We start from the raw sequence: 18125 nt of genomic DNA, 5'->3' as shown, positions 1-18125 counted from the left end.
TCTCGTTCATGGAGGAACGGTCTTTGAAATCACTTGGTATCGACATCGGGTCAAGCAGCATTAAAGTTGTCGAAATGCAATCAACGACGAAGGGCTTTCAAGTCGTTCAGTTCTTTGAGCATGTTCTAAGCACCAACCCTCAAAGTGATTCTGAGTTGGAGATCATCGAATATCTTCGCGATCTACTTGCCCGCTATGATCACTCGCAAACCCGCTTTATTCTTGGCTTGCGCCAGGATCGCGTCGCCGTTCGCAATAAGTTTTTCCCATTCAGCGATCGTATTAAGATTTTTAAAAGTTTGGCTTTTGAACTTGAAGAAGATCTTCCCTTCTCCTCTGACAATGCAGTCTTTGATGCAAAAATCATCCGCACCGTCGGTGGTGGTGCGGAAGTCCTAGCATGTGCGGCTCCTAAAGTTCATGTGCAGAATCTGGTGGATCGCGCGAAAGACATTGGCGTTGAGCCCTATTTGATTTCCACAGAGGGTGCGGCTTTCAGCAATATTTTTGAACGCTGGAATGAAGCCCCACCGGCACAAATCAGCAATCCCCAAAACTACGACATCACGGAATATAAACCTCTTCGTCATATCCGTCTGGTATTGAACATCGGCCACACACGCACGTTAGTGTGCGCTATCGAGGGAAGCTCTGTAATCGGCATCCGCTCTTTGCTGTGGGGTGGAAAAAATATCGCTGAAGCCATCGCCAAGAAGTATGAAATTCCTTACATCGAAGCTTTGCGCGAACTGCAAACAAAAGCCTTTATTCTGACAAACAAACAAGGTGCTACTTTTGACCAAGTGACGTTCTCAGAAACGATTGCCAAATGTGTTCGCGAGATGACTCGCGACCTGCAACTTTCCATTCTGGAAATCAAATCCGAGTTCAACGTTGAAATCATGAACATCGGTTTAACGGGGGGCACTTCGCAAATTCAAAACTTGGGTCCTTTTATGACTCAAGCCTTAGAAATTCCTGCGAATCGCTTGGCTATCTTGGATACGATTCCGAATGTTGCTTTTGAACGTTCCCAAGCTAATTCAGCAAAATTGGGCGTGGCAATTGGTCTTGCGATTGAAGGCTTCAAGAAACCCCGCAATCCTCCAATCAATTTCCTTCGCGGTGAATTTGCCCGTCAAAATCACCAATTCAAGGTGATTTGGGAGAAATGGGGCCATACAGCGAAACTTGCAACAGCAGCTTTGCTGGTGCTTTTCGTTTACTCCTACTTACGTGAGGATTTCGCGCTAAGTTTGGCGGAACGCTCTCAGGAAGTTTTGAAAACTCAAGCTAAGAACGTGGCAAACCTCAAAGGTAGAAATGCCTCTGAAGCCGGAATCAAAAAATATATCCGCGACAATAAAAAACGTGCCTCTGATTTAAAAACGTTGGCGAGTGTCGCGAATATGAACTCCGCCCTGGATATCATGAAGAAAGTGACAGATGCGGCTCCTGCGAAAAACGCAGTGACGCTGGATGTGCGCACCTTCAACATCAAAGATGCTCACGTAGTTCTTGAAGGGTACGTAAACAATCCCCAACAACTAAGCCTGCTGCAAAAGTCTCTATCCAATATCACAGCCGATGGACAAATTAAAAGCCAAACGCCGACTCTGGGAACTCTTCCAGGACGCCAGGCATTCTCCTTTAGCTTTAACGTAGACCGCGGTATTCAGAAGGTGACGAGATGAACTTAGATGATTTGAAAGACAAGCTATCAACTGAACTTCGCGCCACTTGGGATCGCATCCAGGAAAGTGGCACCTACAACCAATTGCGTGACCGCTATGAGAACATGACTCCAGCCATGCAGCAGTTGACGATGTATGGTGGAATTGCTGTTGTGACACTGATGGTGCTGTCTGTTCCTTACGGTTATTTCAACGGCTCATCAGAAGCTGTGGGAGAATTCGAAGGAAAACGCATGACGATTCGCGAGCTTTTAAAAGTATCACGCGAAGCCGCCGAAGTGCCAGCCATCCCCCCGGCTCCTTCCATGGATATGCTTCGTGCGAATATTGATTCTACAATCAAATCAGCGAATCTTTTACCTGAACAAATCAAAGGCACACAAACGACGATGGGATCAAATTTAATCCCTTCAAATTTGAGTGAAGGTGGTTTGCAAATTCAGCTGGCAAAATTGAATCTGCGCCAGGTTGTGGATCTGGGCTATAAGTTCAGCAATATTTCAGCCAGCGTAAAAATGAGCGATATGGTTATGACTGCAAACCGTGAAGACAATCGTTACTTTGACGTAGTTTACAAGCTGGTTGCCTTGGCCGTCCCTGCTCCGCCGGTTATTCAGGCCGAGCCCGAGACGCCGAAAAAGGGTTTCAATCGTAATAAAAAATCCAGAGCGGAATCGGAAGAGTAATGGAAAATATCTCTAAGTTTTTCAAATGGCTTAAAGAAAACAAAGGAAAGCTCTTTGTAATGGTGGTTTCGGCCTTCATCTTTCTTTTCGTCCTATTCCCTTTTGATGACTTGAGTGACTTGATTTCTTCACAGGTGGCGAAAGTCACCAACAACTCGGTCTATGTTCAGTTCGACCGTTTGAAAATGAGCTTGTTCCCGCAACCCGGTGTGCAAATGGACCATGTGTATATCGAATCCCTGCGCACTCCCGCTATATCCGCTCAGGAATTGGTCATCACTCCGTCCATCACGGGCTTGATTCAGCAAAAACCCTATGGATCGGTTTCTGCGAAAGGTCTTTTAAAAGGTGACGTGAATGTCTCCATGGGTAAAGGCAATCGCAGCGACAATGGCGTCGAAAGACACCGCATTGAAGTGAGCGCTAAAAAAGTTGCGCTGAATGACATCCGTGAGTTTGCAAATCTTCCGGTGCTTTTAAAAGGTCAGTTGAACTTAGAAACAACTGCTTTGGCTGATTTAACTTTCCAGGAACAACCGGACGTGGAAATCAATCTGACGATCAATCAGTTTGAACTTCCGCCCGCAAACGTTAACACACCGATGGGTCCGTTGACTGTACCTGAATTGAAATTGAGTTCTATTGAGCTTAAAGGCCGCTTAGCTGCCGGCAGACTTGTCATCGAGAGCGGTACCATTGGTAAGCCGGGCGATGAGCTTCAAGGCACTGTGAAAGGCGATATTGGCCTTACGATCGTAAATCGTGGCGGTGCCTTCGGACAACAGATCGGCGCCTACAATTTTGATATCGATTTGCGTGCAAAAAAGAGCTTTCAAGACAAGGCCGGCTTGTTCCTGACATTCATTGATAACTTCAAGTCCCCAACGGCCGATGGCGCTCAGTATAAGTTTAAACTTTCAGCATCAAATCCTATGATGCCTCCAAGCTTTGGCGCTGCGCGCTAGTCCGCAGCCCAAGCACTTCCCCATCTCTTATTGAATTAATCTGACACAGAGCTGTGCTTAAATGTTGCTCAGCTCCAAATCCAAATAAATGAAGGGAGTTGTCGACTGTTGACATAACTCCCGATCTGACAAAAAACCATAGGGGTTAATATTTTGGAGGGACAATGTCTGGAGTAAATAAAGTTATTATCGTAGGTCGTCTTGGTGCTGATCCAGAAGTGAAAGCAATCGGAAGCGGGAGCACTGTAGCTCGCCTTAACATCGCAACAAGCGAATCATGGGTTAAAGACGGTCAACGTCAGGAAAAAACTGAGTGGCACCGTGTAACTGTATGGGGCAAATTGGCAGAAATCTGCGGCAAACACCTTTCTAAAGGTCGCCAAGTTTACGTTGAAGGTAAACTTCAAACACGCTCATGGGAAGACCAACAAGGACAAAAACGCTACGCTACGGAAATCGTGGCTAACACTGTTCAATTCCTTGGCGCTGCTGGTGCAGAAGCTGGTTCACGTTCTAACAATAATTCAGGTGGCGGCGACGATTTCAACTTCAACGATTTCGGTCCAGAACCAAGCTTCAACTCAAACGACGAAATTCCTTTCTAGGATCTTCGTTCGTTGTTCGCGGTACGGGCTTTTCAGAGTTATGGAAAGCCCTGCTCCGCTCACCCGGCCTTCCAGGCCTTGCCGGGCTTTGATACCGCATCGTGCGGGCCCGGAGGTTCGCTCCACAGGGCTTTCCATAACTCTGAAAATCCCGAAGCAATCATTCGCACACAATCCTTGAAATGAATTTCGTCGTTAAGCCTCCCTTGGGAGATGGCTTTCGCTATTTCGAGGTAAAAATTCTTACTTTTCTCCTCTTAGCTAAAAAGCTCAGCAAAAACAGCAATCAAAAAAATCTACATTGAAATCGTAGTTCCCCCGTTTCCGAGCGAGCGGAGAAAAAGAGAAAACCTAAACACGAAGTCCCGTGGTTCCTCCCCCTTCTCTGACCGCGCGAGGACCATTGAAAAATTGAATCGCTACTGCGATTCGATTTCGAAGAAGAATTTATGTCGTCCCTCAAACAAAAAAGGTTCGCGAGGTTGAACTTGTTCAACCGGCGGGAGTGAGCCTGACTTGGGCGCTGGGGCCTGCCTCCTGCGCATGCAGCGACCTCCGTGGGCGCCACGATGGCGCGAACTCGCCGAAGGCGAGCCACGGTTGAGCCCGGAAGGCGTGTCGCGGAATGCGCAGGAGGCAGGATACGGCGACCAAGGCAGGCTCGCTCCCGCCGGTTGGTCGAAGGCCTAGATTGTCGAAGCCCTTTTTGTGTTTCCCCTCCCCGAACTTTATACTTTTAAATATGAAGTCAGCAGCTTTGATTGTTATTTCTTTAATGTTTCTAGAAGGTTGTTCGGTTTATCGTTCGGATGGTCGCAACCAATTCGAAACCGCAGCTCCTTCTAAAATTAATGGGGCTTCTTTGGTGGCTCCCTCTTCATCTTCTTCGGAAATCTATACTCTTACCGGCTGTAAAAATCAGAGTCGCCTTGAGACTTGGTTTAATGATGAATTTCCTCGTGTGAATTATGAACTTGTGGTGATGGAAAATGATCTGGAGATTTGGCGCACCACTCGTCCGGGCACTGTGGAAGTGAAAGCGATTCAGCGCAGTGATAAAAATGTTCAGGCTTGTTCTTATGAATTTTCGAGCCTGGCCGTTTGGGATCTTTATAAAGAGCAGTTTGTTCGTGAACTTGAAAACAACTTGATGATCAGCGAATGAAAAAATCCTTAACTCTGCTTTGCCTTAGTTTGATTCTCAGTGTCTCTGCCCTGGCGGCGGAAGTGACCGCTGTTAAAAATGGCAGAGTGATGGTGAAACTTCAAGGTGCGGAAGTTCATCCTGGCGATGAATTCTTTTTGATCGATTCTGTAACTCACAAAAAAATCGGTATCATTCGTATCAAGCAAACCAAAGAGGATCGTGCTGTCGCTGATGTTATTAAAGGCCGCGGCGCCACTGGCAATACACTCCAAGCCAAAGGCGCTGGCTCTGCTTCCGTCGCGAAATCAAAAACAGCCCCGAAGGCGGACACGAGTCGCCAACAAGAAGCTTTGAATCGCGCCTCTACTCCAGACGAAGAAGCTTCGGTGTTTGATAAAGCCCGCGACATGAGTTTCTTAAGAACGCTTAAAAATTCTTATGGAGTTTTAGGTCAGTACGGCATGGATACCATGAAACCCACGATCAAAGAAAATCCAGCCATCAATCCCCCAGAGCAACCAGAGCTTAAAGGCACAGGATTGGGCGCTGGTGGATTTTATGAGTGGGTGCTGACTCGCAACATCACCTTGCGCGGACTCGGCATGCTAGAACAATACAACGTTTCAGGACAAACTAACAAAAACGTGGGTTGCAAAGGCTCGACACATTGTAGTGCCAACATCACCTATCTATCAGGTTATGCTTTAGCAAAATACTATTTCACCACGAACCAACTGCGCACTTGGGCGGGCTTAGGCGGTGGCTTTTTGATCGCGATGTCCAAATCAGCAACGGCACTTGATGAAAACCAAATCGCGACCAATCAGGTTTTGACGATTTCTGCTGGTGGCGAATACCAACTCAACCGCAAAACGTTCATTCCATTTAGTGTGGAGTACGTATACTTTCCCCCTTCTGACACCGTCACAGCCAATGCCATCTTGTTTCGTGTGGGTTACGGCTGGCAATAATTACAGGATTTAGCAGCTGACTCCATTCATATTGATTCATTCATACTATTAAGAATCAAAAATATAATCTTTTTCGGCTCTTTTTCGCCGGAAAATCGAGTATACAGATCCCATGAAAAATTCTTCTGTGCTTTTAAGCCTGGTAACATCCATTGCAATTACGCTGTCTGCTTGTGGACCAGGATCAAGCGATTCCACCGTCAGTTTAAACGACGACTCCTCAGGCGTTATCAATGGTACCAAAGTTACTGCACGTCGCGATGATGGATCCCGCGGCGTGGTGCTTTTCCTTCCCGTAAACAGCTTAGGAATGACAGTCGGAATCTGCACAGCAACATTAATCAGCGATCACAGCTTCCTGACGGCTGCGCACTGTTTCGATAAAAAGAAATCTCCGACTCTTTCCAGATTTAAAATCGTTTTTGCAAATGAAAAGGGACTTTTCAATACTCGGGAGCATACACGCAACGGATCTAAGATCGTAGTTCATCCAGAATTTCGATATTCCAAGGTCGGCATCCTAAATGACATGGCCATTGGTTTTTTCGCAGGCGGTATACCGACCGGCTTTGAACCGATCGAAATTGAGCGAGATCAAAATAAGAACTATCAAAACCATTTCTTAAACATCTATGGCTACGGCAAAACCAAAGACTCTGCAGAAATTTTCGCCATCGGTTACGGCAGCGCTGGTGACCTTCATAAAGCCGTCGTCAAAGTAAATGGCGGTTACGGGCTTATGCAAGATCGTTACGCGATTCTAAGTAACGGCAACACTCAATTCATCTGTAGTGGTGACTCGGGATCGGGCCAATTCATTAACGTGAATGGCGTGCCTCGTTTGATTGGTGTGACTTCATTTGTAACAGGCGAAAAAAAGTTCGCAGGCCACGTGACATGCACGAAGGGCCGCTCCACGGCGATGAAGGTTTCCTATTTTGCTAAATGGATAGATGAGGTGCATGAGGAAGCCAGACCGTAAATTTGGTCTGGAGGGATTCATTGTCCAAAAAGAATTTTCCGTTGTGAGCCTGGATGATGCCCATACTGATACTAAGCCCCAGCCCCACACCTTTACCGACTTCTTTTGTGGTAAAGAACGGCTGCATGATCTTTTCTCTTAACTCCATAGGCACACCGGGCCCTGAGTCCGTCACACTGATTTCAATTCCACCGCTTTGATATGAGGCTTCAATGCGGACCTTCTTAACAGGTGCTGATGCGACAGCATCATAGGCATTGTTTAAAAGGTTCAAAAGGACTTGAGAAATTTGATAAGGACGGCACCTCACTGTCAGCCCAGGCTCAACAGAGGCAGTCAGTTGAATGTCGTTCAATTTAAATTTCTCGTGGCAGAATGCCAGCGTGTCATCGATGATCATCGCGATTTCAACTTCTTCCATGTCATCCATAACAGATTCATGGGCGTAACTGCGAAGACCTCTGACAATCTTAGCGATTCTCCCCACCATTGATTCCACAGAATCAATACGGCGATTGATTTCGACATCTTGGCCCATGCCTTTTTGGGCCAGGCTCTTACGAAGCATACTCAAATAGCCACCGATCACGGTCAGGGGATTATTGATCTCGTGCGCGATCCCTGCTGCCATCTCACCCAATGTCGCTAAACGCGAAGACACCAGGACTTTTTCCTCGCGCTCTTTTAACAAACGCTCACGCTCTTTACGTTGGGTGATATCTTCGGCAACAACCAGATAGCCATTAATCTCGCCCAAATCATTAGTCACCCGGTGCAAGGACATAGCCATATGAAAGGGCTTGCCTGATTTAGATACGAGCGTGCGTTCAAAGCTGGGATTTTCACCAATTTCAAAAATCGCTTCCAAATAATCATCACCGGAGGCCAATGATTTTTGCAGTTGAGCTTCCATTCGTCCTCGATGCATCATCAATTCGGAATACTCACCCAAAATAAATACAGGCTTCCCGACTATTGCAGGTTCGGTATAACCTAAAAGATCCTCGGCGGCTTTGTTGATACTGGAGACGTTACCATGTTTATCCAGCTGCAAAAGTAACAAAGAAATACTGTCTCGCCCGGCCTTGTGCCAGTCAAAGGAGTCCTTCATACGACGCTCAGACTCACGTGAACGAGAATAAAAGACCAGACTGATCGCCAAGAGTAAAGAAATACTGATACCGAAGACTCCGACGACGCCAGGGAGATAAGACGAATTTTTTTGCACCACATCCGGCTTGGGAGTCACTGTAAACACCCAATTCGCATTCAGCGCCCGATAGACAACTGTATTGCCCCAATCGCGCATGTAAACAAGACCGGCATTTCCGGTATTTAGAAACTCGTGGCCATCATTGTCTTTAATTTCCACGAAATAACCTGGGGCCACCGCTGCTTCCGCAAAAAAAACATCGGCTTCCAGGGCAACGCTTAAAATGCCCAGAAAATCATCACCCCTGAAAACTGGGTAATAAAGAACGACTCCATCACCACCCGTCAACAATGGTAAAACACCCGAGATGGCGGGCTTGCGAGTTTTCTGAATTTGCTCAAGGATACCCTCGGCCCCACGCTGACGGGTCATCTTCGCCCCTATCACCTGCTCAGCATTGCGATTCAAGGGATACACCCACTTGGCAACAAGGTCTTTTTCCGACCAGATGATTCGTCGAACACCTTTGAAATCTGAAGAGTATATTTCAGCATCGACTTCCCAGGCTTGGCGATTTTTATAGTCATCCAAGATAAATCGATTTGCCATACGCCCCAGGGAACGCGTTAAGGGGCGAAAAATGTTATCAAAATTTTCCAAGATAGCAGCCGTACGAATTTCGGTGATCGAACGATTTTTTTGATAATCCTGAATATACAATAGCTGCATCAAACCAACGGTGAAAAAGATCCCGGCGGTCAAAACATAGAATGGCGCAAAGCGCCTGCGGTGCGCTCCCAAACGCCCCATCCGCATCCACAACTGTGCAAGAAGGGCAATCGCCAAAACAATCACACAAATGGCTGTATGAAGGGCCATTCGCGAAAAACTTCCCCAACCGTATTGGGAGTTGATATTAAAAACATAGCCCGCAACACCAACCAGGCCCACACAACAGACCGTCGCCGCGGTGGTGACGCGAACAAACTGACAGAGCAATGAACTTTTATTAAAGAACAATGCCAAACCTAAAAGAAAAAGCGCAATGCAAGTACTGGCTGCCATGCGGCCCGGATAAAGCATTTCGGGCTCGATAAAGTAATTTACGAAGAAGGAATCAAGCCCCATATCCACGCCCAAAGGATATTGGGAGAAAATAAGGGCTGAAAAAAACATAACCACAGCGGCACAGGCGCGCCCAATTCTGAAATGATCCCGATCAGAAAATAGAATTCCAATACTCAGAAAACACAACAGAAATGCCGTATTAAACGCCATCGGAATCAAATGAGAGCTAAAACGAATCGCGTTGGGATTTTGCAGAATCCAGCCCAACATCACCACCACCGCCACCGTCAATACGACAAAGGCGAGGATGTTGTGAAGTTTAGGTAGATACTTATTGAATGACACGCGTGACACCGATAATGCCTTTGATCTTTTGAATCTCGTAAATCGCCTGGTTTAATTGTAAGGCATCCTTCACTGAGACTTCAAAATTACAAACGGCCTTCTTATCCTTTGTCGTGCGAATTTGAGCGGACTGAATATTGATCCCCTGCTGGGCAAAAGCCTCAGACATCGATTTCAATAAACCCGGGTTGTCTTGAGAGATGATTTTCAGGCGAACGATACGCTCTTGCCCCTCACCTGCCACTTTAACATTCCAAGCGACATCCACTTTGCGAAGCTGGTCAAATTCAAAGGCTTTACTGCAGTCACTACGATGAATTGTGATACCACGACCACGGCTGATAAAGCCCACAATCGGATCACCAGGGATCGGATGACAACACTTTGCATAGTGCACCAACATATCATCCATGCCATCCACGGAAACCAGGGAATTAGTTTTACGCGTTTTATGAGTCGCAGCCCGCATGACTCGTTCCATGAATGTCGAGTCTTCAGTTTTTGCCGCTTCTTTGGCGATATTCTCTGGAGAAAGTCTTTCCACCAGGACACGGGTCTCAAGCTTTCCGTAACCGACAGTCACGTAAAGTTCTTCGACATCTTTTAATCCAAAATCTTTTAAATATTGTTCAAATGCCGGGCCCTTCAGATATTTCACTGCAGCCATGCCGAACTTGCGGAATTCTTTTTCCACCAACTCTTTACCCAGCAAGATCGAGCGACGACGCTGCTCTTCCTTAACGAAGGCGCGAATTTTCGCTTTGGCTTTGTTGGTAACAACGAACTTCAACCAATCTTTCGACGGCTCTTGTCCTTTGCCCGTGATGATTTCAACTGTATCCCCGTTGCTTAACTGGTGCTTCAAAGGAACCATCTTGCCATTCACGCGAGCGCCAACACATTTGTTACCGAGCTCCGTATGAACAGCGTAAGCAAAGTCGACCGGGGTCGCACCCTCTGGGAACTCACGCACTTCCCCGGTTGGAGTGAAGACGTAAATTTCAGTTTCGAACAGGTCGGTTTTTACAGTATCCAGGAATTCGTCGGGACTTCGCACTTGTTGGTGCCACGAAACCAAATCACGCAACCAGTTTGCCTGTTGCATCTCATCGGATTCCATTTTCCCGCGCTCTTTATACTTCCAGTGAGCAGCGATCCCCATCTCGGCAATCAAATGCATTTCGCTGGTACGAATTTGAATTTCGATGCGCTCCCCGCCAGGCCCCACCACCGTCGTATGCAACGACTGATAGTTATTGGTTTTCGGCATGGCGATGAAATCTTTAAAACGACCCGGGACTGGTTTCCACAGCGAATGCACTAACCCCAGGGCCGCATAGCATTCAGCTACGCTTTCAACAATCACACGGAATGCCAATACGTCGTAAACTTGATCGTAATCCAAATTACGACTTTGCATTTTACGATAGACGGACCATAAATGCTTTGAACGTCCATAGACTTCAAATTTGAAACCGACTTTGCTTAACTCTTTAGAAATTAAATGCTTCACTTCCTCGATATATCGATTCTGCTCAGCTTCGGTTTTCTTCACTTGTTGGATAAGTTCATAGTACATGTCAGGGCGGTAGTACCTGAAGCATAAATCTTCGAGCTCAATCTTCAGAGAGCTGATACCCATACGACCCGCAAGTGGACAGTAAATTTCCAGAGTCTCGAGAGCGATTTTTTCCTGCTTATCAAACGGCATGAAATTTAAAGTACGCATGTTGTGCAAGCGATCGGCTAATTTCACCAACACCACTCGCACGTCTTTCCCCATCGCGACGATCATTTTGCGAATGTTCTCGCCTTGTTTTTCGTGGGAGTTTTTAAACTTCATCTGACCAATTTTAGTCACACCATCAACTAGATGAGCAACGGCATCGCCAAACTCCCGGCGGATATCCTCGAGTGTGGCATCGGTATCTTCGACTGTGTCATGCAGAAGACCCGTGGCAATTGTATCTAGATCAAGTCGGAGATCAGCAAGAATGGCAGCAACGGAAAGTGGATGAGAAATATATGGCTCACCACTGCGACGGATTTGACCCTCGTGATGTTTTTCAGAAAAGTAGTATGCTTTTTCAATGAATTTAAGATCAGCATTCGGCCAGTAGCTGCGAATGCGACTAAGAAGATCATCAACTGTTTTGACTGGTTTATGAGAGAGACCAGTCTCTTTTTGGGGTTCCGCCATATTCTAATCAGTTTACCTGACAAGAATATGGGCTCCAAATAGATTCGCTTTATAATCGGAATTTATTAGTATTTTTAGGAACTTAGGACCTTCGTCCTAGACTATTTATTCAAGTCTTTTTCGATTTGAAGAAGAGCGTCTTTAGGATCCATCGCCACTTCATAACCCACGTTACCGATCGCAACTTCACGAAGTGCCGATACGATGTATTTGTTCGAACGAGTGGAAACTGTCGCTTCAGCACCTTTAAGAAGTTGCTTCGCTCTTTTAGCAACCATCAATACAAGAGCAAATCTGTTAGGAACTTTTTCCAAGCAATCTTCAACGGTTACACGAGCCATTTAATGCCTCCGGGCGCAAATAATTCATCGATTCAAACGAGGAAATTACCCTTAAGCTAGTAACTTTTCAATGATTTTCTTAAATTCGGCATAGGAATGCTCGAAGTTGTCGTTCACGATCTGAAAGTCGAACTTCTCGGCCTCGGCGATCTCTTTTTCCGCATTGGCCATACGAACTTCGATATCCGCAGGCATGCCCCCGTCCCTTTTCTCGATTCTACGACGCAGCTCGTCGATTGAGGGCGGCAGGATAAAGATGGTCTTAGCATCTGGATATTTGGATTTGAACGTTTGTACGCCCTGGATGTCGATATCCATGATGGCGCACTTATCGGCCTTCCAGGTGGATTCTAGGGACTCGTAGGACGTTCCATAGAAGTTGGTGTGAACTTTCGCCCACTCCACAAAGAAATTTTGTTCGATTTTTTGTTTGAACTCATCGTGAGAGATGAAATGGTACTGAAGGCCATCTTTCTCCCCTTTGCGAATGTTGCGAGTCGTGAACGTGACGATATCCACGAGCTTTGGAAGCTCTTCAATCGCCTTTGCTACGAAACTACTTTTTCCTGCGCCGCTGGGTGCAGCGACAATAATCATTCGCGTTTTCATATTATTGAACGTTTTGAACCTGTTCTCTTAATCTTTCGATGAGGGTTTTCGCTTGTACCACGCTTTGAGTGATCTTGGCTACTTGAGACTTAGAACCGATCGTATTCACCTCGCGCAGCAATTCCTGAGTGTAAAAATCAAGTTTCTTACCTTCAGCATCCTGAGAGGCAATCAGTTGGCGATAGTTCTTAATATGCTCAGTTAAGCGGCTTAATTCCTCGTTGATGTCGGCTTTTTCCAGCTGAATCACGATTTCCTGAGACAAACGAGCGGGATCAATTTCGTTCCCCTTCATACGAGAGCGAATCTTAGTTTCATAACGTTCTTGAAGTTGCGCATTGGCTTCTTCACGAAGATCCGTGATGACTTTGATCTCTTTATCCAAAGCGACCAAAAGCTTTTCCAGGTCTTTACGAAGGGATTTTCCTTCACGCACACGCTCTTTATCGCAATTTGCACAGGCTTCGGCGAAGGCTTTTTTCAAAACCTTTTCTTCGCCGGTGAAAAGCTCATAGCTTTCCTCAACCTTAATCACATCGGGCAATCGAGCCATCGCTTCCAAGTGCACTTGGTAGGAAATGCCCAATTCTTTTGCCAGGTGCTTATAAGCTGTCACATATTTTTTAACCAGAGCATCGTTGACCGTCATTTGCGCTTTGCCCGAAGCCGAAGCTTTGACTTTACGGGAAACAAAAATATCAACGGTTCCGCGGGACAAAGAAGCGCTTAAAGTTTTCTTAAGCTCCCCTTCAAGGGCTACGAATTCACGAGGCAAATGAAAGCGGGTTTCCAAAAAACGTCCGTTCACAGCACGAATGCTTACTTCTACCGAAACATCTTTTGATTGAACTTTCGCAGTTCCGTAACCAGTCATACTTTTCATATATTTCCATTCTTGTCGGGAGCGCTATTTGTGGTCAAAGAGTTCAGGAATTTCTCGACCACTCCCCGTGCTTCCAAATATCCCCGGGCGCCATCAAACCAGTGGATGTCTTTGTCTCGTTGGAACCAGGTTTTTTGGCGCTTCGCCAACTGCCGAGTATTTGTCGTAATTTGTTCTAAAAGCTCATCCTCGTTAATGACGCCCTTAATGAAGTCGATGGTTTCTTTATACCCAACACTGCTCATGGGAGCCCACCCCTCCAAACCTTGGTCGAGGAGTTTTTCCACTTCATCAATCAATCCGTCTTTCAATATTTTGTGAGTGCGCAAGGCAATGCGCTCGCGCAACCGTTCACGCTCCCAATCCGGACCGATTTTCAAAAGTGGATAAGCAAAGGGCTCTTTGGTTTCATCAAATTCTTTTTGAATTTGAGTCACACCTTTACCTTGAGTGCGAATAAGTTCAATGCCGCGACCGATGCGATAGTGATCGGCGATATTTACTTTCGCGGCATACTCCGGATCCACAGCACTTAATTCGGCGTGAAGTCTTTCAGCTCCGCCCGGTTCCGCCATTTCCTTAGCTACCTGGGCTTTCATTTCTTCCGAAACTTCCGTCACCGGGTACATGCCCTTTTCAATGGCCATAAAATAAAAACCTGTTCCTCCGACAACAAAAGCCGGAACGCCCTCAGGAAGATTCTTCATCACCTCAGCAAAATCGCGACAATAGCTGCCAGCCGTACTTTCATTCGGAGAATCGACGTAGCTCACTAAATAGTGAGGAACCAGCTGCAGCTCTTCCGCGGTAGGTTTTGCTGCACCAATTTGAACTTTGGTATAACACTGAACCGAATCACAATTGATGATGACGCCTTTAAATTCCTGCGCAAGTTTAAGCGCCCACTCGCTTTTGCCAGTGGCCGTTGAACCTACAACGAAAATGACGGGCTTATTTTTATTCATCAAACGATTCGTCCAAAGTCCTTTTCAAGTTTATAGAAAGGATACTCCACACTCACCGGTCGACCATGAGGGCAAAAACTTGAAAGTGGGAAATGATCCATTTCGCGTAAAAGATTTTTCATTTGATCGATGCTCAACGCTTGTCCGGCACGAACCACAGAATGGCAGGCCATTGTTGCGCAGATATCGCCTACGGCTCTTTCCAAAGAGTAACTGCCACCTTGATCAACGACTTCATTAGCCATCCGATCCAGGACTTTACCAAGTACAGATTCCTTAATGAAAAGTGGAGCGGCTTTCACGCCCACCGTGCCAGGTCCTAAGGCTTCAATGAAAACACCCAGGCGTTCGATGTCTTTTGCTAACAACAAAAGACCTTCGACTTTTTCAGGTGACATGTCGATCGCTAAAGGGAAAAGGAAATCTTGAATATCAATTTTCCCGCCCTTCCAGGCATTCATCAGTTTTTCGTAAGCCACACGTTCGTGGGCCGCATGCTGATCGACGAAAACCATTTTATCGCGATGTTGAGTCACGATGTACGTCAGATTCGCCTGCCCCAAAACTTCCAAGGAGGACCAGTAACCGCCGCTCACCGGCGCCACGGCTTCTGCATTCACGGTCGCTGCTGCGTCGTTTTTTGCGGGCACTTCAAAATTCTGGCGAGACTCTGCCGCCTCGGCCAAAGTTTGATAACTCATTTGAGGTTGCTGGACTGATGTCGTCGGGAAACTGAAATCCTTTTTCTGGAACTGAGTTGTTTTGAAAGTGGAATCCTGGAAGGCCAGGTTTTCCTTGGGCATTTCAGCCTGAGCGACCTTTGCTCCATTTTCGCTCGTCGCAAAATTCGGGAGACCTTTTGCTGAAGGATACGTCGCTGCAGGATCAGAATAGTCAACAGCTCCACCAGCCGAACCAAATTGCGCTTGCGAACGAAGCTGACCACTTTGCTGGATCCAAGGAGCTTTCTCCAAAGTTCCCCGCAAAGCTCCCGCCACAGCACGGAATGCCAAGGACGGATCGTGGAATTTTACTTGTGATTTTGTCGGGTGAATATTCACGTCAATGTATTCAGGATCTGTTTCAACCCAAACAGCTGCGATCGGAAATTCCCCGTGCATCAAAAGACTGCGGTACGCTTCGTTCACTGCGGCCTGAAGGCTGCGATCTTGAATCCAACGATTCTGCGCAAACAACCAGATATTTTTAGCGGTCTTTGCGACGTTGTGAGGATCTGCGAAAACCGCATAGGCCTTTACATACTCACGAGACGCTTCACCCACGAACAGTGGTTTGATTTCCAGAATTTGTTCTGCACGCTCTTTACGGTCTTTGCAGGCCGGCCAGAAGTTAACCAACTTGCTGTTTTCCTGTATGCGAAATTCCACATCAAAGTGAGCCAGCGCCATCGCTTTCAAAGTCGTTTTGATGGCAGTGTGCTCTGCCGAATCCGATTTTAAAAACTTCAACCGCGCCGGCATGTTTTCGAAAAGATTTTCCATCAGCACAGTCGTGCCTTGTGAACCACCCACGCGATCAATCGGTTGTTTTTTTCCGTACAAGCTCACCAGTTGGAAAGCTTGCTCGTCACCTTCGCGACGAGTGGTTAAAGTCATTTTGCTGACCGAGGAAATACTCGCCAAAGCTTCGCCGCGAAAACCGAAGGTTTTTAAACTCCACAGATCATCTGATTTTGAAATTTTACTGGTCGCAAAGCGATCCAAGGCTTTTGGCAAATCTTCAGGAGACATGCCCTTCCCGTTATCGATGACTTTAACAATACGACCGCCATCAAAGAACTCCACATGCACGCGAGTTGCGCCCGCATCGATGGAATTTTCAACCAACTCTTTCACAAGATGAGCAGGACGCTCGACCACCTCGCCAGCAGCAATTTGGTCGACAACTTCCGGAGATAAAACTTGAATAGACATGGGCGAAAAGATGCCCTACCGACGCGATTAAATCACCAAAAAGGTGCCTGCCGGTTTTTGCATGTGCGACGCGTAAACTTAGTGCTGAGGACGCGGGCATTCACCGTTTTGTTGGCACTTTAAGAGCATCATTCTAAGCTGATGGGTTTCCTTTAGCGTCAGATCAAACTCATAGGTAAAGCCCTTAGCCACGGCACCTTGAGGACCCACCGTATATACGGGAGTGTCCAAGGGAAATTGTGCCGCTGAGTATTGAATTCCGTCATACGACGTGAATGCCATCGCTGCTGGGTTTTGCTGAAGATTCCAGAAGAAACGCTGCAACTGAGATTTGGCTTTAAGCAAAGCTCCATCAAAATTCTTCCAGCATTTTACTTCACCCAACAAAACGACTTTGCCTGTAGTGCGGTCGATCACAACCGTATCAAGCTCACCCACGGTCTGGCCACCCGTGCTGTATTCAATATCGCCTGAAATCAAAAACTTATCGGCAGGATACTGCTGAGACAAACGAACACGCTCAAGCTCTTCGCAAACCGCGCCATCTGGATCAAAATTAGTTCCGGTATTTTTAATAGATTCAAATGCGGCATTGATATCGCCAGCAAATGCCAAAGAAGAGAACAAAACCGAAACAAGACCGATAAGATAAATAGATTTAAGCATGGACGGCGTTGTAACCCAGCCGCGTCCAACTCGTCACCGTTAACGCGCGGCAAAAATCTAACTTAATATGAATCCACTTTTAGAAATCTAATCCAAGATTGATTCCGTAACCCCAGTAGGAGGACTTCTCCCAATAGTATTTCAGGTCAGGACGGATCGACACCCGTTTGATTCGATAGGCCGCGCCGACATTGAATAATACTCCCAGGGTCATATCGTCTGCAGAGTATGGATCTGGAGAGCCTGTTAAAGTCAGATCAAAGTGCGAGTACTTAAACATCGGTCCAAAGCCATAAAAGAAAATCAGATCTCTGCCTTTAGGCAAAACCGTTTGGAATAAGAAATCCAAAATCACGATGTAACCACCACCGTCGTGGCCCGTATAATCTTTGTAGTAAGACGGTGCGCCCGAGTGAAACAGGATATTGCTTTCGGTGTACATGTCGCCTGAAAAAAGCGTGTTATAACCATTGAACTTCAAACCAAAGAACATTGTTTGAGCATTGCGACGACCACCCATGGTGTCTTCAGCATAGTCGATAAAATCCAAAGAAAGCCCGCGATAGCGACTGGCAAAGAAAGGTCTTTTGCCTCGAGCCGATGATTCTTCTGCTTCCTCAGCCTCTTGAGCAGCTTCATGCATGTCTTGTTTTGTAATCACACCAGGACGAATTTCTGCATCAGAAATCCAACCGGTTTTTCCTGGCTTCAAGCGGACCTTATAGAAGGGTCCTTTTTTTCCTTTGGAAATTTGCAAGACCTGACCCTGTTTTAAGACCGCCATCACGGGCGCATCAAAATCAGGGTCTTTATAAACTTGTGCCTCATCGGCAATGACAGTTCCTTTTTGTGCCTGCGCAAGCACTAATGTAGGAACCAGACAGAATAAGAAAAGCAAAGCCGCCGCACTT

General features: G+C 46.5%; 16 protein-coding genes. 7 read left to right on the top strand and 9 right to left on the bottom strand.

Features of this window, described 5'->3' with window-relative positions:
- Nucleotides 1–23 precede the first annotated feature (23 nt).
- The 7 genes from pilM (at nucleotide 24) to DOM22_RS08205 (ending at nucleotide 7050) form a co-directional block, all read left to right on the top strand.
- Nucleotides 24–1694: a pilus assembly protein PilM gene (gene pilM, locus DOM22_RS08235; protein ID WP_142699902.1), complete on the top strand. Its 1671-nt coding sequence runs from the start codon at nucleotides 24–26 to the stop codon at nucleotides 1692–1694.
- A complete protein-coding gene (locus DOM22_RS08230; RefSeq protein ID WP_142699901.1) occupies nucleotides 1691–2380 on the top strand; it encodes a hypothetical protein in 690 nt (229 codons plus the stop codon). Before pilM ends, DOM22_RS08230 begins: the two co-directional genes overlap by 4 nt.
- Nucleotides 2380–3345 carry a type II secretion system protein GspN gene (gene gspN, locus DOM22_RS08225; RefSeq protein WP_142699900.1) on the top strand — a complete coding sequence of 322 codons (966 nt, stop codon included), beginning with the start codon at nucleotides 2380–2382 and terminating at the stop codon, nucleotides 3343–3345. The genes DOM22_RS08230 and gspN overlap by 1 nt, the downstream gene beginning before the upstream one ends.
- 164 nt (nucleotides 3346–3509) lie before the next feature.
- Entirely contained in the window at nucleotides 3510–3950 is a 441-nt protein-coding gene (locus DOM22_RS08220; RefSeq protein WP_142699899.1) for a single-stranded DNA-binding protein, read from the top strand.
- 742 nt (nucleotides 3951–4692) lie between these two features.
- On the top strand, nucleotides 4693–5115 hold the full coding sequence (locus DOM22_RS08215; protein ID WP_142699898.1) for a hypothetical protein: 423 nt from the start codon (nucleotides 4693–4695) through the stop codon (nucleotides 5113–5115).
- Complete coding sequence (locus DOM22_RS08210; RefSeq protein WP_142699897.1) at nucleotides 5112–6068, top strand: hypothetical protein; 957 nt, start codon at nucleotides 5112–5114, stop codon at nucleotides 6066–6068. Before DOM22_RS08215 ends, DOM22_RS08210 begins: the two co-directional genes overlap by 4 nt.
- Nucleotides 6069–6180: 112 nt before the next feature.
- On the top strand, nucleotides 6181–7050 hold the full coding sequence (locus tag DOM22_RS08205; protein ID WP_142699896.1) for a trypsin-like serine protease: 870 nt from the start codon (nucleotides 6181–6183) through the stop codon (nucleotides 7048–7050).
- Here DOM22_RS08205 and DOM22_RS08200 read toward each other — a convergent pair.
- The 9 genes from DOM22_RS08200 to DOM22_RS08160 form a co-directional block, all read right to left on the bottom strand.
- Entirely contained in the window at nucleotides 7010–9616 is a 2607-nt protein-coding gene (locus DOM22_RS08200) for an ATP-binding protein (protein WP_142699895.1), read from the bottom strand. The genes DOM22_RS08205 and DOM22_RS08200 overlap by 41 nt on opposite strands.
- Nucleotides 9603–11816 (bottom strand): bifunctional (p)ppGpp synthetase/guanosine-3',5'-bis(diphosphate) 3'-pyrophosphohydrolase, encoded by a 2214-nt coding sequence (locus tag DOM22_RS08195; RefSeq protein WP_142699894.1) that lies wholly within the window; start codon nucleotides 11814–11816, stop codon nucleotides 9603–9605. Before DOM22_RS08195 ends, DOM22_RS08200 begins: the two co-directional genes overlap by 14 nt.
- Before the next feature lie 101 nt (nucleotides 11817–11917).
- Nucleotides 11918–12157 carry a DNA-directed RNA polymerase subunit omega gene (gene rpoZ, locus DOM22_RS08190; protein ID WP_088614336.1) on the bottom strand — a complete coding sequence of 80 codons (240 nt, stop codon included), beginning with the start codon at nucleotides 12155–12157 and terminating at the stop codon, nucleotides 11918–11920.
- Nucleotides 12158–12208: 51 nt separating this feature from the next.
- Nucleotides 12209–12754 (bottom strand): guanylate kinase, encoded by a 546-nt coding sequence (gene gmk, locus DOM22_RS08185; RefSeq protein WP_246845901.1) that lies wholly within the window; start codon nucleotides 12752–12754, stop codon nucleotides 12209–12211.
- A gap of 13 nt (nucleotides 12755–12767) precedes the next feature.
- On the bottom strand, nucleotides 12768–13649 hold the full coding sequence (locus DOM22_RS08180; protein ID WP_142699892.1) for a YicC/YloC family endoribonuclease: 882 nt from the start codon (nucleotides 13647–13649) through the stop codon (nucleotides 12768–12770).
- Complete coding sequence (miaA, locus tag DOM22_RS08175) at nucleotides 13646–14614, bottom strand: tRNA (adenosine(37)-N6)-dimethylallyltransferase MiaA (RefSeq protein WP_142699891.1); 969 nt, start codon at nucleotides 14612–14614, stop codon at nucleotides 13646–13648. The genes DOM22_RS08180 and miaA overlap by 4 nt, the downstream gene beginning before the upstream one ends.
- Nucleotides 14614–16548, bottom strand: a complete 1935-nt coding sequence (mutL, locus tag DOM22_RS08170; protein ID WP_142699890.1) for a DNA mismatch repair endonuclease MutL — start codon at nucleotides 16546–16548, stop codon at nucleotides 14614–14616. The genes miaA and mutL overlap by 1 nt, the downstream gene beginning before the upstream one ends.
- Nucleotides 16549–16626: 78 nt before the next feature.
- The gene (locus DOM22_RS08165) at nucleotides 16627–17214 is read right to left on the bottom strand and encodes a hypothetical protein (protein WP_142699889.1); all 588 of its coding nucleotides are present in this window, start codon (nucleotides 17212–17214) and stop codon (nucleotides 16627–16629) included.
- A gap of 79 nt (nucleotides 17215–17293) precedes the next feature.
- The gene (locus DOM22_RS08160) at nucleotides 17294–18112 is read right to left on the bottom strand and encodes an SH3 domain-containing protein (protein ID WP_246845900.1); all 819 of its coding nucleotides are present in this window, start codon (nucleotides 18110–18112) and stop codon (nucleotides 17294–17296) included.
- Nucleotides 18113–18125 lie beyond the last annotated feature (13 nt).

It is taken from the genome of Bdellovibrio sp. ZAP7 (assembly GCF_006874645.1).
Lineage (GTDB): Bacteria > Bdellovibrionota > Bdellovibrionia > Bdellovibrionales > Bdellovibrionaceae > Bdellovibrio.
Note: the sequence above shows the minus strand (reverse complement) of the source record. Positions and strands in the feature narration are given on the sequence as shown.